The organism is Streptomyces sp. NPDC039465, assembly GCF_055639315.1.
In genome coordinates this window covers 20,786-41,079 of sequence record NZ_JBVKAP010000006.1, presented here as the reverse complement: position 1 = coordinate 41,079, position 20,294 = coordinate 20,786, and the positions used below count along the sequence as shown (strand labels likewise).

Here is a 20,294-nt window from a genome sequence, read left to right as displayed (position 1 = left end):
GAGGGGGGCTCAGCGCCAGGGGATGTGCCGCCAGGGGCTGCCCTCGTGCTCCGACAGGATGCGGTGGGCGGTGACGTTCTGCTCGTAGAAGCGGCCGTACTCCTCCTCGTCGAAGCGCAGCACCCTGCCCAGCGCGTACCCGGCGGAGAATTCCTCCCACGAGCCGTACGACGCCTTGCTGAGCGCGCCCGCGTGGACGATCGCCTGCTCGGCCTCGGCCGGGGCGCAGAAGCGGGCCGACAGGCCCCAGCGAGCGAGGTTCACGGCCCGTCCGTAGTCGTACGCGACGGTGGTGCGGACCCTGCCGTCCGGGGGCAGCAGGCCGTCGGCGCGGAACCGGGCCTCGTAGCGCAGGATGCGGCGCACCAGCTCCTCGATGTGGCGGACGGCCCCGGGTCCCGCGCCCAGGTCCTGGACGTGACCCGCGGCCGTCTCGCGCCACAGGTCGGGCGAGGGCAGCTCCCCGAACCGCGCCCGCAGGCCCTCACGGACCCGGAGGGTGTAGTCGGGCTCCGCCGGGCTGTTGCGCGCCTCCAGCAGGGCCGTCAGCTGCTCCTGCCAGCCTTCGCGGTCGGTGATGCCCCAGGAGTCGCGGAGTGTTTCGAGCTCGTCGCTGTAGCCCAGGTAGGCCGTGCCGACCTCGTTCCACGGCACGCCGTTCCTGATCGCGAGATGGGCGCCGCAGGCCAGGCCGTAGGCGAGCGGCCCGTGCAGGGCGCCGTGCCGCAGCGCGAGCAGCCGGTCCGCGGCGGCCTTGTCGTTCTCGGCGTAGTACCGCAGCCACAGCGCGCGGTGCTGAGGCGTCGTCTGGAGCAGGAGCTGGGCCGGGGTGCCGCTGTTCACGGCGAGCAGCTGCTGCGGATCGCGCCAGTGGAACTCGGCGATCCACTTCAGCGAGACGCTGTGGTACACCCAATCGGGGTGCCACGGCGTCAGCATGCCGCGGGTGAGCACCGGGCGGACGTGGTGCCGGGTCTCGGTGATGCCGGCGCGCCACGTGACCATGTCGGGGGCCGCGTCGACCTCGGCCTTGGGGGCCAGGATGTAGAGGGTCGTCCCGGCCAGGACCCGGAGCTGGGTCTCCAGGTCGCCGCGTGCGCCCGCCTCGTACAGCAGGTGTTCGGTCTCCGAGGGCGGTATCCAGGGCGTGCCGTATGCGATGCCGTGGTGCTGCGGGTTCATGACCATGGGATGTTCCGGTAGGGGCTCGCGGGGTCGTGGGTCAGGGCGCGGTGGATGGCCAGGGATTCGCGGTACATCTCCTCGGGGTCGCCCTCGTCGAAGTGGATCAGCCGGGTGAGGACGTAGCCGAGGGAGAACTCCTCCCACGAGCCGTACAGCGGGCGGGCGGCTTCGGCGATCCGCAGCACGGCCTGCTCGGCCTCGGCCGGATCGCACAGGCGCGCGCCGAGCGCGAGCCGTACGACGTTGACCGCGCGGCCGTGGTCGAAGGCGGCCAGGGTGTCGACCCGCCCGTCGGGCGGAAGGACCCCGTCCGCGCGGAAGCGCTGTTCGTAATGAGCGATCCGGCGCAGGAACTCACCCGCCTCCCGCACCGATTCGCCCGACGCGCCGTGCCGGCCAAGGCTCTCCGCGACGCCGCGGGACCACTCCTCGTGCGTGGGCGCCCGCTTCAGCCGTACGGTCAGGGTCCGCCGGGCCCGCAGGAGGGACTCGGGGACGCGGCCGACGAGCTGGGTGGCGATCAGACTGTCGAGGGTGGCGCGGTAGCCGGCGCGGGTGGTGACGCCCCAGGGGCGGCGCAGCCGTGCGCGGTCGGTCCAGTAGTCCTCGTAGACGGCGCCGAGCGTGTTCCACAGCAGGCCGTTGAGGACGGCGAGATGGGCGCCGAGCGCGAGCCCGTGGGCGACCGGTCCGAGGAGATGGCCCCCGCCGTGGGTGACCAGCCGGACCTGGGCCGGACCGCCGGAGCGCGCGGCGGCCGCCAGCCACTTCTGGCGGTCGGCGGGCCGGGCCCGGAGGGTGGTGGCGTACGGGGTGTCCTGATTGACCGCCAGCCGCCACTTGTTGTCGGGCCAGGACTGCGCGAGCCGGTCGAGCGTGGTCTGCTGGAACACCCACTCCGGATGCCACGCGGGCAGCATGCCCTCGGTCAGGACGGGGACGACGGTGCGGCGTGACGCCTCGTCGCGTTGGGGCGCCGGACGCGGGGTGAAACCGGGGGTGTCCGCATACAGCCGTGGGACGAGCTGATAGAGCCGGACGCGCGAGAGCGCGTCGACCACGGCCGCCTCGTCCCCACGGGCCGCCGCCTCGTACAGCAGTCCTTCACCGGCCGTGGCCCCGCCTGTCACCGCCCCCGCATGCATGGGGACGATCTTATGAGCTGACCGGCGGTCACAGTCGGGCGGCCTTGAGGGACATGTGCAGCAGCAGGCGGTCCTCGCCCTGGTCGAGGTCGAGGCCGGTGAGCTGTTCGACCCGCGAGAGGCGGTAGTAGAGGGTCTGGCGGTGGATGCCGAGGGCGGCCGCCGTGCGGCCCGCCTGGCCCGCGTGGTCGAGGAACACCTCGGCCGTACGGGCCAGTTCGGTGTGCGCGGGCGCGAGCAGGGGGCCGACGGCCGGGTCGTCCGGGGCCGGTGGCAGGGCGGTGAGCAGACGGTACGGGCCGATGCCGGACCACTCCGCGACGGGGCCGAGCCGGGGCTCGGCGAGCGCGGCCCGCGCGGCGGCGCCCGCCTCGCGCCAGGCCAGGTCGAGGCTGCCCAGACCGTGCCGGGGCGTGGCGATGCCCGCCGCGCCGCCGTCGGCCGTCTCCCGCAGCCGCCCGGCCGCGGTGACGGCGGGGGAGAGGACGTCGGCGGACCGCAACCGGATCAGCGCGGCCAGCGCGTGCCCACCGCTTCCGGCCCCCCGGGCCGCCTCGCGCCCGGCGTCCGCGGCCGCCCCGCCGGACGCCCGGGCCCCCGGTCGGGCTCCGCGCCCGGCGTCGGATCCCAAGGCGCCCGGGCCCCGCGACCCGCGTGCGCCGCGCCCGGCCTCCGTGGCGCCTGAGCTCCGTGGTGCGCGTGTGCCGCCGCGCCCGGCGTCGGCTCCCGAGGCGCCGGGGCCCCGGGAGGCGCGCCCTGCGGGATCCGTCCCGCCGCCCCCGGCGTCCGCTCCGTACGTCGCCTGCCCCGGGTCGTGGCCCGGCGGCCCGGGCCACGGGACCGTACACAGCGCCGCCGCGCCCGGGGCCGTACGGACCGACGGAGGGTCCTCGCCCGGCCAGGGGGCCACGCACACCAGCGCGTGCAGCCCGTCCGCGCCGGGGCCGAGGGCCGTGCGCAGGGCGGTGAGCGCCATGTCGTACTGCCAGCCCCGCTCGGCCGTCAGCGCCGCCCGCAGCTCACGGGAGAGCTCCGTGCCGGCCTGTTCCTCCTCCGCGAGGAGCCCGCCGATCCGGGCGGCGACCTCCATCGCCGCGTCGAGGCGGCCGGGCGAGGGCCCCGGCTCGGCGTCGAGCAGCCAGACGTAGCCGAGGGCGATGCCCCGATGGCGTACGGGCAGGCAGATGCGGCCCCGGAAGACGCCCGCGTCCGGGGCGGCGGGGATACGGACCGGGCCGGTGGCGCGGGTGATGCCGAACCCCTCGAACCAGGCGCGGACGGCGGGCGTCGACTTCCTGGTGAGGATCGACCGGGTGCGGACCGGATCCATGGCGAGGTCGTCGTCGCTGTCGTGGGCGCCGAAGGCGATGAGCCCGAAGTCCCGGTTCTCCAGGGTGGCCGGGGCGCCCAGGAGCGCCGAGATCTCGTCCACCAGCTCTTGGTAATCGCCCTTCACGCGCACATTCTCGCACCCCTTCAGACAGATGTCTGAGATCTCGGCCACGGATGCGTGACAGCTGTCGATGGCCGAGGATCGGAGCGATCCTTAGGTTTCACGGTGGTTCTCCGTGCTGTTTCCGGTTTGTTTGGATTCGGCCCCCTTCAACCCCTGTTCCGTGGAGGTGCCCCGTGCTGGGTCCCGTGATCCTCGCCGCGTCCCGCAGCGAAAAGATGCGCCGTTTCGTGTCGGCCGCCCCTGGGACCAAGCAGGTCGTCGACCGCTTCATCGCCGGTGAGACCGTCGATCAGGTCGTCCCGATCGTCATCGAGACCATCGGCAAGGGCCTTGAGGTCACCCTGGATGTGGTGGGCGAGGACATCACCACCCGCGAGCAGGCCTACGCCGCGCGCGACGCCTACCTGGAGCTCATCGAGCGCCTGAAGGATCTGGACTACGGCACCAAGGCCGAGATGTCCGTCAAGCTGTCCATGTTCGGCCAGGCGCTGGAGGGCGGCCACGAGCTGGCCCTCGCCAACGTCCGCCCGGTCGTCGAGGCCGCCGCCGCGATCGGCACCACGGTCACCCTGGACGCGGAGGACCACACCACCCTCGACTCGATGTTCGCCATCCACGACGAGCTGCGGAAGGACTTCCCGCAGACCGGCTGCGTCATCCAGGCCTACCTCTTCCGCACCGAGGACGACGCCCGCCGGCTCGCCGCCAACGGCAGCCGCGTGCGGATCGTGAAGGGCGCCTACAAGGAGCCCGCCGAGGTCGCCATCCAGGACAAGGCCGAGATCGACAAGGCATACGTCCGGATCCTGAAGATCCTGATGGAGGGCGAGGGCTACCCGATGATCGGGTCCCACGACCCGCGCCTGATCTCCATCACCCAGGAGCTGGCCCGCCGCGCCGGGCGCAAGCTGGACGAGTACGAGTTCCAGATGCTCTACGGCATCCGCAGCGACGAGCACGTCCGCCTGGCCGCCGAGGGCCACCGCATGCGGGTCTACACGGCCTACGGCACCGACTGGTACGGCTACTTCATGCGCCGCCTCGCGGAGAAGCCGGCCAACCTCCTCTTCTTCGCCCGCTCCATCCTCACCAAGGGCTGAGCTCCCCCCGACCCCCTAAGGAGACACAGACCTCATGGACGCTGTGACCAAGGTCCCCGCCCCGGTCAACGAGCCGGTCCACGGCTACGCCCCCGGTTCCCCGGAGCGCGCCCGACTGGAGGCCAAGCTCAAGGAGCTGGCCGAGAACCCCCGCGACCTCCCGATGACGATCAACGGCGTCAAGCGCATGGGCGGTGGCGAGCGGGTCGACGTCGTACAGCCGCACAACCACAAGGCCGTCATCGGCACCTTCGCCGCCGCCACCCAGCAGGACGCGCAGGACGCCATCGACGCCGCCCTGGCCGCGGCCCCGGCCTGGCGCGCCATGTCCTTCGACGACCGCGCCGCGATCATCCTGCGCGCCGCCGAGCTGCTGGCCGGCCCCTGGCGCGAGACGCTGGCCGCCTCCACCATGCTCGGCCAGTCGAAGACCGCCCAGCAGGCCGAGATCGACACCCCGTGCGAGCTCGTCGACTTCTGGCGCTTCAACGTCGCCTACGCCCGTGACCTGCTCGCCGAGCAGCCGCCGGCCAACTCCCCGGGTGTCTGGAACCGTCTGGACCACCGCCCGCTGGAGGGCTTCGTCTACGCGATCACGCCGTTCAACTTCACGGCCATCGCGGGCAACCTGCCCACCGCCCCGGCCCTGATGGGCAACGTGGTGGTCTGGAAGCCGTCCCCGACCCAGACCCACGCCGCCGTGCTGCTCATGGAGCTGCTGGAGGAGGCCGGTCTGCCGAAGGGTGTCATCAACCTGGTGACCGGTGACGGCATCGCCGTCTCCGAGGTGGCCCTGAACCACCGCGACCTGGCCGGTATCCACTTCACCGGTTCGACCAAGACCTTCCAGCACCTGTGGAAGACGGTCGGCAACAACATCGAGAAGTACCGCTCCTACCCGCGCATCGTCGGTGAGACGGGTGGCAAGGACTTCGTCGTCGCGCACCCGAGCGCCGACCGCGCGGTCCTGAAGACCGCGCTGACCCGCGGCTCCTTCGAGTTCCAGGGCCAGAAGTGCTCCGCTTCCTCGCGTGCGTACATCCCGGCCTCCATCTGGAACTCGGGCTTCAAGGAGGAGTTCGCGGCCGAGGTCGACGGGCTGGCGATGGGTGACGTCACCGACCTGTCGAACTTCATCGGCGCCGTCATCGACGACCGCGCGTTCGCCAAGAACAAGGCGGCGATCGACCGGGCCAAGGCCGACGACAGCTGCACGATCGTGGCCGGCGGCACCTACGACGACTCGGTCGGCTACTTCGTCCGCCCGACGGTCGTCGAGTGCACCGACCCGGCCAACGAGGTCTTCACGACCGAGTACTTCGGCCCGTTCCTCGCGGTGCACGTCTACGAGGACGACAAGTACGACGAGATGCTGGAGCAGATGGAGTCGGTCTCCGACTACGCGCTGACCGGCGCCGTGATCGCGAACGACCGCGCCGCGGCCGCGTACACGATGGAGAAGCTCCGCTTCGCCGCGGGCAACTTCTACATCAACGACAAGTCGACCGGTGCCGTCGTGGGCCAGCAGCCCTTCGGTGGTGGCCGCGCCTCCGGTACGAACGACAAGGCGGGCGCCCCGCAGAACCTGATGCGCTGGACGCTGACCCGCGCCATCAAGGAGACGCTGGTGCCGCCGACGGACTACACGTACCCCCACATGGGCTGACGCGTCCGTCACCGCTGAACGCCGCCCCCGTCCTGGACCCCCAACCCAGGACGGGGGCGGTTCCATGTCCGGAACGCGGTCTTGTGGTTCAGTAATGTCCATGTCAATTTACTCGACATGAGCCTTCACAGACCGCGCACGCGCCTCGCCCTGGCCGCCTCGGCCCTGCTCGCCGCCGGTTCGCTCGGCGTCGGCGCCGCCCCCGCCTCGGCCGCCCCCGCCCCCACCTCCACCCCCACCCCCGACCCCACCCAGGTCTTCGCCGTCGACTCGGCCGTCGAGCGCAACCTCGGCGCCCGCTCCGCGGGCACCTACCTGGACGCGGCCACCGGCAAGCTCGTCGCCACCGTCACCACCGAAGCCGCCGCCGAACGCGCCCGGGCCGCCGGAGCCACGCCCCGGCGCGTCACGCGCGGCGCGGCCCAGCTCGCGGCCGCCGTCGCCGCCCTGGAGTTCGGCGCGAAGATACCGGGCACCTCCTGGGGTCTGGACCCGCGCACCAACCAGATCGCCGTGGAGGCCGACCGGTCCGTCTCGGCGCGGGACCTGGCCCGGCTGCGGGCGGTCGCCGCCGACCAGGGCGGGGCGATCCGCATCAGCCGTGTCGCCGGCACGTTCCAGCGCGAGGTCGCGGGCGGCGACGCCATCTACGGTGGCGGCTCGCGTTGCTCGGCCGCCTTCAACGTCTCCAAGGGCACCACGCGCTACTTCGTGACCGCAGGGCACTGCACCAACATCGCCAGCAGCTGGTCGGCGACCTCGGGCGGCGCCCAGATCGGCGTCCGTGAAGGCAGCAGCTTCCCCACCAACGACTACGGCATCGTCCGCTACACGAACGGCTCGGCACCGGCCGGCAACGTCAATCTCTACAACGGCAGTTACCAGGACATCGCGTCCGCCGCCAACGCCGTCGTGGGCCAGGCCCTGAAGAAGTCCGGCTCCACGACCAAGGTCACCAGCGGCACGGTCACGGCCGTGAACGTGACGGTCAACTACAGCGACGGCCCCGTCTACGGCATGGTCCGCACGACCGCCTGCTCGGCCGGCGGCGACAGCGGCGGCGCCCACTTCGCGGGCTCGGTCGCCCTCGGCATCCACTCGGGCAGCTCGGGCTGCACGGGCACGAACGGCTCCGCGATCCACCAGCCGGTGAAGGAGGCGCTGGCGGCGTACGGGGTCAACGTGTACTGACCGGCGCCGAGCCGACCCGCCGGGTCAGGAAATCGTCCATCAGCGCCGCGATGTGGGGCGCGTGGGTCTCCAGGGCGAAGTGGCCGGTGGGCAGCAGGTGGATCTCCGCGTCCCGCAGGTCGCGGCGGAACGCCTGCGCGCCCGCCGGCACGAACACCTCGTCGCCCGCGCCCCAGACGGCGAGCAGGGGGACCTGGCTCCGGCGGAAGTACTCCTGGAAGGCCGGATAGAGCGCGAAGTTGGCGCCGTAGTCCGCGATCAGGTCCAGTTGGATGCCGTCCTGGCCGTCGCGGTCCATCAGGGCGGCGTCGTGGTGCCAGGCGTCCGGGTTCAGGAGAGAGCGGTGGCGGTCCGGGACGCCGGTCTCGTACTGCCACCGGATGCCCTCCAGGGAACGGATCGCACGGACCGGCTCCTCCGTACGCGGGGTGCGCTCGGCGATCAGGGCGAGTACCGGCGCCCAGGCCTCGGTGCCGAGGCCCTCTTCGTAGGCGTTGCCGTTCTGGGTGACGATCGCGGTGACGCGCTCGGGGTGGGCCAGGGCGAGGCGCAGGCCGATCGGGGCGCCGTAGTCCTGGATGTAGAGGGCGAACCGGTCGAGCCCCAGCCGCTCGGTGAACTCGCCGGTGAGAGCGGCCAGTTCGGCGAAGGTGTAGTGGAACTCCTTGGCCGAGGGGGCCGCGGAGTGGCCGAAGCCCAGGTGGTCGGGGGCGATGACGCGGTAGCGGCCGGCGAGGTGGGGGATCAGGTCGCGGAACATGTACGAGCTCGTGGGGAAGCCGTGCAGCAGAAGCAGCACCGGCGCGTCCGCGGCCCCGGCCTCCCGGTAGAAGATCTCGTGGCCGCGGACGGTGACGGTGCGGTGGTGGATCGCCTGTACGGTCACTTTTCTCTAACCCCTCATGCGCAGGTGACTGGTTAAGGCCGTGCAGCGTCAGTCAACCGCTCGTGTGCATAACCTGTCAATGTGCATTGAGAGGTTAGATCTCGACGAGGGCCTGATCGACTGCCGGCCCCGCTCCCCGCCCGTCAGCGCCAGCCCGCCACGATCAGCGACAGGCCCAGGGTGAACCCGCCGCCCAGCAGCACCAGATACACCCCGTAGAAGCGCCGGAACCTCCGCATCAGCAGCCCGAACGCGCCGAACGCCAGCCCCACCGAGACCGTACGCGCCCCCCGCGCCCGGGACGCCTCGGTCAGCCACTGCGCCGTCCCGGTCTCTGCCCGGCCCGCCTCCGACCCGTACACCTTGAACGGAATGCCGTTCCACGGCTGGTGCCGTACGGCCGCCGCGCCCTCCGCCGACAGCTCGGCGCGGACCTCCGCGCGCATCCGGTCGGTCGTGAGCGGCGCGGGCAAGTGCAGTCCGCCGGCGGCCAGATGGAGGGCGAGGAGCCCCCCGGCCACGCTGCCCGCGAGCGCCGAAAGGGAGAGGCTGAGCGCCCGGCGCGGGACGGCGACGCAGGCGATCCCGAGCAGCAGCTCCGGCATCAGCGGCCAGCTCAGCGCCTCGGCGAAAGCCCAGGCGAAGGCGAGCGGCAGCCCGAGGCGGGAGCCGGCCACGGCCGCCACCCGGCGGCGGGCGGCCGAGTCCCGCAGCGTCTTCGCGCGGGTACGGGCGTGCAGCGCCGCGACCGCGTCGCGGGCCTCCTGCGGGGTGGCCGTCGGCGGCAGCGGCTCGCCGATCCGGACCCGGACCACCGCCGAACGCAGCCGGCCGTGCTTGGGCAGCAGCCGGTCCGTACCCGCGATGCCGACCGGTACGACCGGGACGCCCGCGCGCTCGGCGAGGACCAGCGCGCCCCGGTGGAAGGAACCGACCTCGCCGTCGGGGCGCCGGGTGCCCTCGGGGAAGAGGACGACCGCACGGCCGGCGCGCACGGCGTCGACGTGCGCGAGCAGGTCGTCCATGCCGCCGCCGGTCCGCCGCACCGGGAACCCGGCCGCCAGGCGCCGGCAGATCCGGCGCCGCCACGGCGAGGCGAACCAGTAGTCGGCGGCCGCGCCGATCGCCGGGGCGTGCCGGGCGTCCAGGGCGGCGAGGAGCGCGGCGGTGTCGGCGTGCGAGGAGTGGTTGGCGACCACGACACACCCGGTCCGGGGCAGCCTGCCCCGCCGCTCCACCCCGCCGGTCAGCGTCAGCACCACCCACCACAGGGCGCGGCGCAGCGCCGAGGAGACGTACGACCGCCGCGCGACGGCACCGACCGCGAGGCCCCCGGCCCCGGCCCCCTGCCCGGGCGCCGAGCCGCCGTCGCCCTCGTGGTGCCCGGCCCCTGAAGCCGGCGTGGAGGCGCCGTTCACAGGATCACCGCCAGCAGCAGCGCGGGCAGCAGCGAGTCGATCCGGTCCAGCAGGCCGCCGAAGCCCGGCAGCCAGCTGCCGGCGTCCTTGACCCCCGCCTCCCGCTTCACCATCGATTCGAGCAGATCGCCCAGGACCCCGCCGATCAGCACCGCCGCCCACAGCCCCGGTGTGAAGGCGCCGACGGCCAGCAGGGCCAGGGCGCTCGCCGCCGCCGCGCCCGCAACGCCCGCCCAGGTCTTGTTCGGTGAGTGCGGGGAGAGCGGACGGGCGAGCGGGCCCCGGCGGCCCAGCAGTGTCCCGCCGCACCAGGCGCCGACATCGCCGAGCGCCACCGCGAGGCCCACCGCCACCGCCGTGTCGCCGAGCAGGACCAGACCCGTCAGCGGCACCGCGATCCACAGCACCCCGAACGAGGTCCTGGCCGCGCGGGTGAAGCCGCCCGCCGTGTCGCCGGACAGGAGCGGCGGCAGCCCCGCTGCCACGAGCAGCAGCCCCGCCGTCCGCACGTCCAGGAGATCCGGCGCCAGCCAGGCCAGCGCGGGCAGCCCGCACCCGGCCGCGACGAGGACCGCGTGGTCGGCCGGGCGCAGGCCCGCCATCCGTACGTACTCGCCCACCGCGATCACCCCGAGCGCCGCGGCCAGCGCGAACGCCCCGCCGCCGCCCAAGTGCAGCGCGCCGAGGAAGACCGGCGCGGCCAGCGCCCAGGTCCGCCAGCGCCTGCGCAGCTCCTCGCGCATCCGGACCCGGGGCGGCAGCGCCGCCACCGCGACCCCGCCCGCACCGAGCGCCCCCGCCACCAGCGGCAGCGCCGCCACCACCCCGCTCATGCGAGCTCCCGCCAGATCCGGGCGAGCCGCACCAGCGCGGTGAGCGCCGAGCCGGCCGCGATCACGGCCAGGACCGGGACGGCCCAGCCGGTGGCCGCCGCCACGACGACGAGCAGACAGCGCTCGGTCTTGCCGAGCGGTCCGCCGTTGAGGCGGGGCGCACCGGCCGCCGCGCCCGCGAGCGACACCCAGGACGGCAGGGTCGCGGCGAGCGCGGCGACGGCCACCAGCCACAGCGGGGCCAGCGTGAGGAAACCGGCCAGGACGGCCAGATCGGCGGCCCGGTCGCCCAGTTCGTTGAGGACCGCGCCCCGCCGGGTGGTACGGCCGGTGTCGCGGGCCAGCGCCCCGTCGAGGTTGGCGAAGCCGAGCCGGGCCGCCAGCAGCACGGCCACCGGCAGGGCGGCGAGCGGCGCCGGGACGTACGCGAGGACGGCGGCCGCCGCCGCGGCGCACAGCACACCGGCCGCGGTGAGGGTGTCGGGTGACACCTCGCGGCGGGCGAGCGCGGCACGGACACCGGCGAGCCGGTCCGCGTACCAGGGCTTGAGAGCGTAGAGGCCGTTCATAGGCACCACTCTCGGCCGACTGGCCGGTTCCCCACCACGCCCCGGATACTCAACTGCGGCTGAGTACCCGAGCTGTGAGAGTGGCGTGCATGACCGACCGACTGAGCACCGCCCACACCTACGAGCTGCCCGCCCCCGCCCTCACCGGCCTTCGCGCCTTCCTGGACGCCGCCTTCGACGGGGACTTCGCCGACGAGGACTTCGAGCACGGCCTCGGCGGCATCCACGCCTGGGTCGAGGACGGGCGGGGGATCGCCGCGCACGGCAGCGTGGTCATGCGGCGGGTGCGGCACGCCGGCTACGCGTACCGGACCGGCTATGTGGAGGCGGTCGCCGTACGCGCCGACCGCCGCAGGCAGGGCCTGGGCGGCCGGGTGATGGCGGAGCTGGAGAAGGTGGTCGCCGGGGCGTACGACCTCGGCGCGCTGTCCGCGTCGGACGAGGGGGCGGCGCTGTATGCCGCGCGGGGCTGGCGGCTGTGGCGCGGGCGGATCGAGGCGATGGGCCCCGAGGGCGTCGTCCACCTGCCGGACGAGGAGGACTTCACCTTTCTGCTGCCCGGGGGCCGCCCGCTGCCGGAACCGGCCGCGGGGCCGCTGCAGTTCGACTGGCGCGACGGCGACCTTCTCTAGCGGGCGCCGGCCCTCCTCAGCGGGCCTTGGCCTTCGTCCCCCGGTCGTCGGTGCCCTTGACGAGGTCCCGCTTGGCGCCGTACGCCGCCCCCGCCGCGCCGCTGAGCGCGATGAGCGCGGCGGCGTACGAGGGCATGTGGAGGGCGTTGGTCAGATATGCCGTACCGAGGAAGACCAGCAGGGCGGCCCAGGCGGCCAGCAGCCAGCGGCCGCGGGTGCTGAGGTACAGCCACCCCTTGGGCTTCGCCGGCAGGGTGGCGAGCTCGGCCGCCGGGCCCTCGCTGGCGGCCTTGGGGCGCTTGAAGTAGGCGTAGACCGCCCACTCGCCGCACATCTCCCAGCCCTCGGGCTCCAGTTCGGCGAGGACCCGGGCTCGGCGGCGGCCGGAGATGAGCTCGCGGCGGTACTCCCAGCGCATCGCCGACCCCGGCACCCGGCGGCAGACGAACCGGCCCAGTCCGTCGAGGCGTTCGACCTCCCAGCCCTCGTCGCCATGGGCGGCGAGCCGGAGCCGGTCGCTGTAGAGGTCGGCGGTCCAGGTCCAGGTCTCCGCCTCGGCGACCGGTCCCTCGGCGGCCGGGGCCATGCCGCCGAGCTGCGCCGCGAACGCCGCCGCCGGCCCGAACTCCTCCTCCGGAGCCGTGCCCGTTTCGGCCAGGTGGCCGGTCAGTTCGGCGACGGTGGAGGCTATCTGCGCCTCGGCGACACCGGCGGTGCGCAGCGCGGTGGACAGCTCGTCGAAGTAGGTGGTCAGCTCGGTGCTCATCGTGTCGTTCCCCCGGTGTGCAGCATGGTCTTTACGGCGGTGTGGAAGTCCAGCCAGGCGTCGGTCTCGGCGGCGAGGTGGTGCCGCCCCGCCTCGGTGAGGTGGTAGTAGCGGCGGCCCGGCCCGCGCTCGGCGGCCCGGAACTCCCCCACGGCGAGCCCGGCTTCCTCCAGCCGGTTCAGGACCGGGTAGAGCGTTCCGCCCTTGATCTCGCCGAGGCCCGCCTCGGCGAGCGCCTTGGAGATCTCGTATCCGTAGCTCTCCCCGTCGGTGAGGCAGGAGAGGACGAGGAGATCGAGGACGCCTTTGAGCCAACTGGATCTGCGGTCTGCGGCCATGACTGTATTTCAGCACCACCTAGGTAGGAATGCAACCTAGCTGGCCCAGCTACTTGGGTGGGGAAGCTAGCTGGATCGGGCCACCAGCATCTTCCCGGTGTTCTCCCCGCGCAGCATCCCGAGGAAGGCCTCCACGATGTTCTCGAATCCCGTCACCACGGTCTCGTCCAGCGGGAGCCGTCCGCTGCGGAGGTGCGGCACGGCGAAGTCCTCCAACTCCTCCTGCACGTCGCGGTGGTTGCGCACCAGGAACCCTTCGAGCCGGATGCTCTTGTCGACCACGGTGTAGAGGTTGCGCGGCGCGGGCGGCGGGGTGTCCAGGGAGTGGTACTGCGCGACCGCGCCGACCCAGGCGATCCGTCCGTACTCCCGCACCGCGTCGATCGCGGCCTCCAGATGGTCGCCGCCCACCCCGTCGAGGACCACGTCCACCCCGTCCGGTGCGGCCTTGGCGAGCAGGTCACCCACCGGTCCGTCGTGGTAGTCGAACGCCGCGTCGAAGCCGACCCGCTCGACGAGGTGGGCGACCTTGCGGGCCGAGCCCGCGCTGCCGACCATCCGCCCGGCGCCCAGCAGCCGCGCGATCCGGCCGGCGGCCGTGCCCACCCCGCCCGCCGCCGCCGAGATGAACAGGTCCTCGCCCGGCTGGAGTTTCGCGATACGGGTGAGGCCGACATAGGCCGACAGGCCCGTGCCGCCGAGGATGCCCAGATAGGCGGAGAGCGGTACGCCCGGGTGCTCGGCCAGTCGCCGGGAGGCGGCGGCGGTCACCAGCGAGTGGGTGCGCCAGCCCTCGCGATGCAGGACCAGATCGCCCTCCCGCAGGCCCGGATCGCGCGAGGCGACGACCCGGCCGAGGGTGCGGCCCTCCAGCGGGGCGTGCAGGGCGAAATTGCCGTCCATCATTTCGCGGTGGTACGGATCCACCGACCAGTAGAGGTTCTCCACCAGCGCGGTGCCGGGCGCGGGGGAGGGGACCGGCGCCTCGGCGAAGGTGAAGTCGGCGGCGGTCGGGAAGCCGTGGGGGCGGGCGGTCTGGTGCACGGCGAGCGAGGTCTGCTTCGTCATGATCACGACCGTAGGCAGGGCGGCGCCGACCGGGCAGTAGGCTGCGTCGATGGAAGGGCCCCAGCCATGAATGCTGCTCATACTCCGAGGTGAGAGACCCGCACATGACCGATCTCGCACCCCATGAACTGCGTGTCCTGGTCGCCGTCGCGCACGGGCGGAGCTTCTCCGCCGCCGCGGCCGCCCTCGGAATGACCCAGTCCGCCGTCTCGCACTCGGTGCGCGGCAGCGAGCGCAAGCTCGGCGCCGTCCTCTTCGACCGGGGCCGCGGGGGCGCCCGGCCCACCGCCGCCGGCGAGCGGGCCGTCGCCCATGCCCGGCGCGTCCTGCGGCTCCTGGAGGTGATGCGCGCCGAGGTCCGCGGCGCCGAGCGGGGCGCGGCCGCCGGGCCACTGCGGATCGCCGCCTTCCGCAGCGCGGCACTGCATCTGCTGCCGGATGCCCTGGAGCGGCTGGCCGCGCGCCACCCCGAGATCGTGCCGGAGGTGCGGATCGTACGGGAGGTGGGGCGCGGGGCCGCGGGGGAAGTCCTCGACGGGCGCGCCGACGTGGGGATCGCGACGATCGGGACGACCTCGCCCGTACCGCCGCAGCTGATCGGCGGTGTCCTGCTGGAGGAGGGGTACGCGCTGGTGCACCCGGCCGGGCATCCCTCGCCCCGGACGCTGCCGCTGGTCGACTGGGACGAGAACTGCACCTCCTACACGCGCGAGTGGTGGCAGCGGCAGGAGTGGCTGCCGACGGCGACCGTGCGTACGGAAGACGACGGAGCGGTGCTCTCGTTGGTGAGCAGGGGTTTCGGTATGGCCGTGATGCCGGAGCTGTCCCTGATCGGAGCACCGGACGGAATCGAGATCAGTGATCTGGGCCCGGCGCGCCCGACTCGGTCCGTCGGCTATGTCACCGCCCCTGAGCAGGCGAAATCGATCGCCGTGCGGGCGCTGATCCGGGAATTGAGAGTGCCGGTGCCCGCCCGCGGCGAAGGAAGCCGTCTCAGATAGTAGGAAGCCCAAGTAATTGTGCAGACAGACAGCCCCGGCTCCCTTAGCTTTGTAGAAGCCGAACGTCTCGCTCCATCAGCGAATGGCGGTCGAGAGCGCCGTGCCCCTCGCGCAGGCAACCCCTGCGGGCCCGCTCCCCGCCCCTTCCGGCGCCTTCGATCATTTCTCTGATCTCAAGGAGTCGATCATCATGGCCGCTGAGACCGTCCGTCGCGTCCGCCACTCCGTCGCCCGTCCGAACGACGACGCCCGTAAGAACGCCGCCGCCGCCCTGCAGCGCGCACTCGACCGCAGGGACAACGGCGGCGCCACCGGCCACTAGGCCGAGCGCTCCACCTCGAACCGCCGTACCGGGCCGTGCACATCCCTCGTCCGCATGGTGGACAGTGATGTGTCAACGGCTGGGACGGGGAGTAGGGTGCCGACATGTCTCGCAGCATCAATCTCGCAGTGATCCCCGGTGACGGCATCGGCCAGGAAGTCGTGGCCCAGGGCCTGAAGGTCCTTACGGCCGTCCTTCCGCAGGACGTGAAGCTGGAGACCAAGGAGTACGACCTCGGCGCCCGGCGCTGGCACCGCACCGGAGAGACCCTTCCGGACGCGGAGCTCGACTCCCTCAAGAACCACGACGCCATCCTGCTCGGCGCGATCGGCGACCCATCCGTGCCCTCCGGCGTCCTGGAGCGGGGCCTGCTCCTCAAGCTCCGCTTCGCCTTCGACCACTACGTGAACCTGCGTCCGTCGAAGCTCTTCCCCAACACGGTGAGCCCGCTGGCCGGCCGCCCCGAGATCGACTTCGTCGTCGTCCGCGAGGGCACCGAGGGCCCGTACACCGGCAACGGCGGCTCGCTGCGCACCGGCACGCCCGCCGAGGTCGCCACCGAGGTGAGCGTCAACACCGCCTACGGCGTCGAGCGTGTCGTCCGTGACGCGTACGAGCGGGCCAACGCCCGCCCCCGCAAGAAGCTGACGCTGGTCCACAAGAACAACGTCCTCGTCTACGCCGGCCACATGTGGAAGAAGATCTTCGACACGGTGGGCCAGGAGTACCCCGAGGTCACCACCGACTATCTGCACGTCGACGCCGCGACGATCTTCTTCGTCACCCAGCCCGAGCGCTTCGACGTCATCGTCACCGACAACCTCTTCGGCGACATCCTGACCGACCTCGCCGCCGCCGTGACCGGCGGAATCGGCCTGGCCGCGTCCGCCAACATCAACCCGGACCGGACCTTCCCGTCCATGTTCGAGCCCGTCCACGGCTCCGCGCCCGACATCGCGGGCCAGGGCAAGGCCGACCCGACGGCGACGATCCTGTCCGTCGCGCTGCTCCTGCGCCACCTTGGCTTCGACGCCGAGGCCGCCCGGATCGAGGACGCCGTCGCCGCCGACCTGGCCGCGCGGGACGGTTCCGCGCGGACGACCGACGAGATCGGCGACGCGCTCGCCGTACGAGTAGCCGGCTAGCCCGCCGACTGACGCGCCTTCCTACGTGAGGCACACAAGCCGCCGGGTCGCATCCGCACCCGGCGGCTTCTCCATTGCGGTCGCGGGGTGCCACCATCAAACCCTGGACCGCAATCACTCCGCTTCACCCCACCGGCCCCCGCGGGCGATAATCGAACGTGGGGCCGCGGCATGCGGGAAAGCTCGGACGTCCTAGCAGCAGCGGCGTGAGCGCGGTCCGACACACACAAACGGTGAAGGACACGCACTCATGACGACGCCCACGATCGAGCTCAAGCCCTCCTCCAGCCCGCTGTCCGACGCGGAGCGCGAGGCGATCCTGGCCAACCCCGGATTCGGCCGCCACTTCACCGACCACATGGTGACGATCAAGTGGACCGAAGGCCGCGGCTGGCACGACGGTCAGCTGGTGCCGTACGGTCCGCTCTCCCTCGACCCGGCCACCACCGTCCTGCACTACGCCCAGGAGATCTTCGAGGGCCTGAAGGCCTACCGCCGCCCCGACGGCTCGGTCGTCACCTTCCGCCCGGAGGCCAACGCCCGCCGCTTCCAGGCCTCCGCCCGCCGACTGGCCATGCCCGAACTGCCGGTCGAGACCTTCATCGAGGCCTGCGACCGCCTCGTCCAGCAGGACAAGGACTGGGTCCCGGCGCACGGCGGCGAGTCCTCGCTCTACCTGCGCCCCTTCATGATCGCCACGGAGGTCGGGCTCGGTGTGAAGCCCGCCAACGAGTACCTCTTCCTGGTCATCGCCTCGCCCGCCGGCGCCTACTTCCCCGGGGGCGTCAAGCCGGTCTCCATCTGGGTCTCCGAGGACCGCGTCCGCGCCGTCCCCGGCGGCATGGGCGACGCCAAGACCGGCGGCAACTACGCCGCCTCCCTGCTCGCCCAGGCCGAGGCCGCTGCCAAGGGCTGCGACCAGGTCGCCTACCTCGACGCCGTCGAGCACAAGTGGGTCGAGGAACTGGGCGGCATGAACCTCTACTTCGTGTACGAGGACCGCATCGTCACCCCCGAGCTCACCGGCTCGCTGCTCGCCGGCGTCACCCGCGACTCCCTCCTCACCCTCGCCAAGGACCTCGGCTACGCCTCCGAGGAGGGCCGGATCTCCATCGACCAGTGGCGCGCCGACACCGAGAACGGCACGCTCAAGGAGGTCTTCGCCTGCGGTACGGCCGCGGTGATCACCCCCGTCGGCACGGTCAAGTGCGCCTCCGGCGAGTGGCAGCAGTCCGGCGGCGAGCCGGGCGAGGTCACCCGCAAGCTGCGCCAGGCCCTGCTCGACATCCAGACGGGCAAGGCCGATGACGTCCACGGCTGGACGCACGAGCTGGGCTAGCCGACGCCACGACGGGCCGTGCTCTTGGCGAGAGGCACGGCCCGTCGTCGTACCCGTGTTCCACAATGGGCGCCATGACGACGGACGAGCGGGACCGACAACTGGCCGAGGCCGTGGCGCTGCGCGAGCGCGGGGAGCGCGAGGAGGCCCGCGGGCGACTGCTCGCCCTCGTCGGGCGGTGGCCCGACGACCGGGAGATCGCCTACCAGACAGCCTGGGCGCACGACGTCCTCGGCCTGGAGGCCGAGGCGGTGCCGTTCTACGAGCGGGCGCTGACCGGGGACGAGCCGGGCGGCGCTGAGCCGGGCGGGGTGTCGGGCGAGGACCTGGCCGGAGACAGGCCGGGCGGCGGCGGGCCGGGCGCGTTGTCCGCAGACAAGCTCTCCGGCGGCGCGCCCGCGGAGGACGGAGCCGGCGAGCTGTCCGACGAGGACCGGGCCGGGGCGATGCTCGGACTCGGCAGTACGTACCGGGTGCTCGGCCGGTACGAGGACGCCGAGCGGCTGCTGCGCCGGGCGGTGGAGCTGTTCCCGGACCATGGCGGGCTGCGGACGTTCCTCGCCATGGCCCTGCACAACACCGGCCGTCACCAGGAGGCGATGGGGCTCCTGCTCGACCTGCTCGCCGCCACCAGCGACGACCCGACCGTCGCGCAGCTGCGGCCGGCCATCGCGTTCTACGCCAAGGACCTCTCGGCCACGGTGTAGGCGCGTGGGGTGAGCGCCGCGTACAGCGCCCCGCCGACCACGCCGGACAGGATGAAGCTGCAGTCGATCCCGCCGGTCAGGGCGAGCAGCGGGCCCTCGTACAGCGGGGTGGAGACCGACGCCAGACCGACGGCGGCGCCCAGCGCCCAGGCGGCCGTCGCGCGGGGGTGCCAACCCGCCTGGAACCAGTAGACGCCGCCGCGGGCACCGCGGTTGTAGACCTGGAGGGCCTCCGGCTCGTACTCCCCGCCGCAGCGGGCGTGCCCGATCAGGGTGATCACCGCCCAGGGGGTGCCGACCGCGGTGAGCAGCAGGACGAAGGAGGTCATCGCCGACTGCGCGTCCCAGGCGAAGTGCCCGAGGAAGACGAAGGCGGTCGCCACGGCGGCCACCGCGAGGGTGGCCCGGGCCCGGGTCGCGCGCGGCAGGATGGCGTCCAGGTCGAGGCCCATGGAGTAGAGCATCAGACCGGCGTTGCCGATGGACCCGGCGGTCGCGGCGAGCAGCAGCGGTACGAGGTACCAGACGGGGGAGGCGTCGACCAGCGGCCCGGCGTAGTCCAGCGCGCCGCGCGCGGCCAGCGCCGTGAAGGTGCCGAAGAGCTGGGGTACGAGCAGACCGGCGACGAGGCCCAGGCAGGTGGCCCGCCAGACGGCCTTGGAGCTGTGCCGCCGCGGCGAGATGTAGCGGGTGTAGTCGCCGAGCAGGGTGATGAAGGCGATCGGGCCGCTGAGTCCGGCGGCGACCGCGGAGAGCACCCAGGTCGGCCAGAAGGAGCCGAGCAGGTAGGGCGTGTCGGGCACGGCCGCGGTGGTGAAGTCGCCCGCGTAGGCGAAGATCCCGAGCGCGAGCAGCAGGGTCATGCCGAGGGCGAGGGCCTTGCTGAGCTTGAGCAGCAGGCGGTAGCCGTACACCGCGGCGACGACGGTACAGCCCGCCAGCAGGGTGTAGACGAGGGTGTGCGAGAGGCCGCCGGTGGGCAGGCCGGCCAGCCGGGCCAGGGTGCCCACCATCACGTCCCCGCCGATCCACAGCGTGAGAGCGGTGTAGCCGAGGGAGAGCAGCAGCCCCACGACCGAGCCGACAAGGCGGCCGCGTACGCCGAAGAAGGCGCCGCTGGAGGTGGACAGGTTGGTGCCCGTACGCAGCGAGATCAGCGCCAGCGGCGCGGTCACCAGGACGCCGACGGCCGTCCCGGCGAGGATCGAGGTCACCGCGGGCCACAGGCCGAGGCCGAAGGAGACCGGCAGCCAGCCGAAGACGATGACGCCCAGGCAGAGGTTGGATCCCAGCAGGATCGCGATCAGATCGCGCGGACCGCTGGTGCGTTCCGCGTCCGGGATGGTGTCGACTCCGCGCTGTTCTATCGGCATGGGGTGCTCTCTCTCCCTGCTCTCCGGCCTCGTCGAAGGTCCGCTTTTCGAGCGTCGCTCAATAACTAGAGTGACGCTCAATGTGAACCACGGCAGGGCCCGGAGTCAATGCTTTGAGCGCAGCGAGTCTGCGGTTAGAGTGTTGCTCAAACAG

20 protein-coding genes are annotated in these 20,294 nt (G+C 72.7%); 9 read left to right on the top strand and 11 right to left on the bottom strand.

Annotated features, from left to right (window positions below):
* Positions 1–9 precede the first annotated feature (9 nt).
* The 3 genes from ACZ7LT_RS20655 to ACZ7LT_RS20645 are packed head-to-tail and all read right to left on the bottom strand — an operon-like array spanning position 10 to position 3,786.
* The gene (locus tag ACZ7LT_RS20655) at positions 10–1,188 is read right to left on the bottom strand and encodes a DUF1266 domain-containing protein (RefSeq protein ID WP_471237514.1); all 1,179 of its coding nucleotides are present in this window, start codon (positions 1,186–1,188) and stop codon (positions 10–12) included.
* On the bottom strand, positions 1,179–2,330 hold the full coding sequence (locus tag ACZ7LT_RS20650) for a DUF1266 domain-containing protein (RefSeq protein ID WP_471237513.1): 1,152 nt from the start codon (positions 2,328–2,330) through the stop codon (positions 1,179–1,181). Before ACZ7LT_RS20650 ends, ACZ7LT_RS20655 begins: the two co-directional genes overlap by 10 nt.
* A 28-nt stretch (positions 2,331–2,358) precedes the next feature.
* The gene (locus ACZ7LT_RS20645; protein WP_471237512.1) at positions 2,359–3,786 is read right to left on the bottom strand and encodes a PucR family transcriptional regulator; all 1,428 of its coding nucleotides are present in this window, start codon (positions 3,784–3,786) and stop codon (positions 2,359–2,361) included.
* A gap of 173 nt (positions 3,787–3,959) precedes the next feature.
* Here ACZ7LT_RS20645 and ACZ7LT_RS20640 point away from each other — a divergent pair, with 173 nt between their 5' ends.
* From ACZ7LT_RS20640 to ACZ7LT_RS20630, 3 genes are all read left to right on the top strand, one after another.
* Complete coding sequence (locus ACZ7LT_RS20640; protein WP_471237511.1) at positions 3,960–4,886, top strand: proline dehydrogenase family protein; 927 nt, start codon at positions 3,960–3,962, stop codon at positions 4,884–4,886.
* Positions 4,887–4,920: 34 nt separating this feature from the next.
* Positions 4,921–6,552, top strand: a complete 1,632-nt coding sequence (gene pruA, locus ACZ7LT_RS20635; RefSeq protein WP_471237510.1) for an L-glutamate gamma-semialdehyde dehydrogenase — start codon at positions 4,921–4,923, stop codon at positions 6,550–6,552.
* Positions 6,553–6,669: 117 nt separating this feature from the next.
* The gene (locus tag ACZ7LT_RS20630; protein ID WP_471237509.1) at positions 6,670–7,743 is read left to right on the top strand and encodes a S1 family peptidase; all 1,074 of its coding nucleotides are present in this window, start codon (positions 6,670–6,672) and stop codon (positions 7,741–7,743) included.
* Here ACZ7LT_RS20630 and ACZ7LT_RS20625 read toward each other — a convergent pair.
* The 4 genes from ACZ7LT_RS20625 to ACZ7LT_RS20610 form a co-directional block, all read right to left on the bottom strand.
* The gene (locus ACZ7LT_RS20625; RefSeq protein ID WP_471237508.1) at positions 7,730–8,629 is read right to left on the bottom strand and encodes an alpha/beta fold hydrolase; all 900 of its coding nucleotides are present in this window, start codon (positions 8,627–8,629) and stop codon (positions 7,730–7,732) included. The genes ACZ7LT_RS20630 and ACZ7LT_RS20625 overlap by 14 nt on opposite strands.
* Before the next feature lie 143 nt (positions 8,630–8,772).
* On the bottom strand, positions 8,773–10,047 hold the full coding sequence (locus ACZ7LT_RS20620; RefSeq protein WP_471237507.1) for a 1-acyl-sn-glycerol-3-phosphate acyltransferase: 1,275 nt from the start codon (positions 10,045–10,047) through the stop codon (positions 8,773–8,775).
* Positions 10,044–10,880, bottom strand: coding sequence for a phosphatidate cytidylyltransferase (locus ACZ7LT_RS20615; RefSeq protein WP_471237506.1), 837 nt, complete (start codon positions 10,878–10,880; stop codon positions 10,044–10,046). The genes ACZ7LT_RS20620 and ACZ7LT_RS20615 overlap by 4 nt, the downstream gene beginning before the upstream one ends.
* Positions 10,877–11,449 (bottom strand): CDP-alcohol phosphatidyltransferase family protein, encoded by a 573-nt coding sequence (locus ACZ7LT_RS20610; protein WP_471237505.1) that lies wholly within the window; start codon positions 11,447–11,449, stop codon positions 10,877–10,879. Before ACZ7LT_RS20610 ends, ACZ7LT_RS20615 begins: the two co-directional genes overlap by 4 nt.
* Positions 11,450–11,538: 89 nt before the next feature.
* Here ACZ7LT_RS20610 and ACZ7LT_RS20605 point away from each other — a divergent pair, with 89 nt between their 5' ends.
* Positions 11,539–12,081 carry a GNAT family N-acetyltransferase gene (locus tag ACZ7LT_RS20605; protein ID WP_471237504.1) on the top strand — a complete coding sequence of 181 codons (543 nt, stop codon included), beginning with the start codon at positions 11,539–11,541 and terminating at the stop codon, positions 12,079–12,081.
* 16 nt (positions 12,082–12,097) lie between these two features.
* On the opposite strand, the gene ACZ7LT_RS20600 is transcribed toward ACZ7LT_RS20605, so the two are convergent.
* The 3 genes from ACZ7LT_RS20600 to ACZ7LT_RS20590 form a co-directional block, all read right to left on the bottom strand.
* Positions 12,098–12,847, bottom strand: a complete 750-nt coding sequence (locus tag ACZ7LT_RS20600; RefSeq protein WP_471237503.1) for a hypothetical protein — start codon at positions 12,845–12,847, stop codon at positions 12,098–12,100.
* Positions 12,844–13,185, bottom strand: coding sequence for a PadR family transcriptional regulator (locus ACZ7LT_RS20595; RefSeq protein ID WP_471237502.1), 342 nt, complete (start codon positions 13,183–13,185; stop codon positions 12,844–12,846). The genes ACZ7LT_RS20600 and ACZ7LT_RS20595 overlap by 4 nt, the downstream gene beginning before the upstream one ends.
* A gap of 66 nt (positions 13,186–13,251) precedes the next feature.
* The gene (locus ACZ7LT_RS20590; RefSeq protein ID WP_471237501.1) at positions 13,252–14,253 is read right to left on the bottom strand and encodes an NADP-dependent oxidoreductase; all 1,002 of its coding nucleotides are present in this window, start codon (positions 14,251–14,253) and stop codon (positions 13,252–13,254) included.
* 104 nt (positions 14,254–14,357) lie between these two features.
* On the opposite strand from ACZ7LT_RS20590, the gene ACZ7LT_RS20585 reads away from it, so the two are divergent.
* The 5 genes from ACZ7LT_RS20585 to ACZ7LT_RS20565 all read left to right on the top strand — a co-directional run bounded on the left by ACZ7LT_RS20585 (position 14,358) and on the right by ACZ7LT_RS20565 (position 18,767).
* Positions 14,358–15,254, top strand: coding sequence for a LysR family transcriptional regulator (locus ACZ7LT_RS20585; RefSeq protein ID WP_471237500.1), 897 nt, complete (start codon positions 14,358–14,360; stop codon positions 15,252–15,254).
* A gap of 190 nt (positions 15,255–15,444) precedes the next feature.
* The gene (locus tag ACZ7LT_RS20580; protein ID WP_471237499.1) at positions 15,445–15,576 is read left to right on the top strand and encodes a hypothetical protein; all 132 of its coding nucleotides are present in this window, start codon (positions 15,445–15,447) and stop codon (positions 15,574–15,576) included.
* 104 nt (positions 15,577–15,680) lie between these two features.
* A complete protein-coding gene (locus ACZ7LT_RS20575; RefSeq protein WP_471237498.1) occupies positions 15,681–16,721 on the top strand; it encodes a 3-isopropylmalate dehydrogenase in 1,041 nt (346 codons plus the stop codon).
* 250 nt (positions 16,722–16,971) lie between these two features.
* Complete coding sequence (locus tag ACZ7LT_RS20570) at positions 16,972–18,060, top strand: branched-chain amino acid aminotransferase (protein ID WP_471237497.1); 1,089 nt, start codon at positions 16,972–16,974, stop codon at positions 18,058–18,060.
* Positions 18,061–18,134: 74 nt separating this feature from the next.
* On the top strand, positions 18,135–18,767 hold the full coding sequence (locus ACZ7LT_RS20565) for a tetratricopeptide repeat protein (RefSeq protein WP_471237496.1): 633 nt from the start codon (positions 18,135–18,137) through the stop codon (positions 18,765–18,767).
* On the opposite strand, the gene ACZ7LT_RS20560 is transcribed toward ACZ7LT_RS20565, so the two are convergent.
* Positions 18,737–20,140, bottom strand: a complete 1,404-nt coding sequence (locus ACZ7LT_RS20560; protein WP_471237495.1) for a cytosine permease — start codon at positions 20,138–20,140, stop codon at positions 18,737–18,739. The genes ACZ7LT_RS20565 and ACZ7LT_RS20560 overlap by 31 nt on opposite strands.
* Positions 20,141–20,294 lie beyond the last annotated feature (154 nt).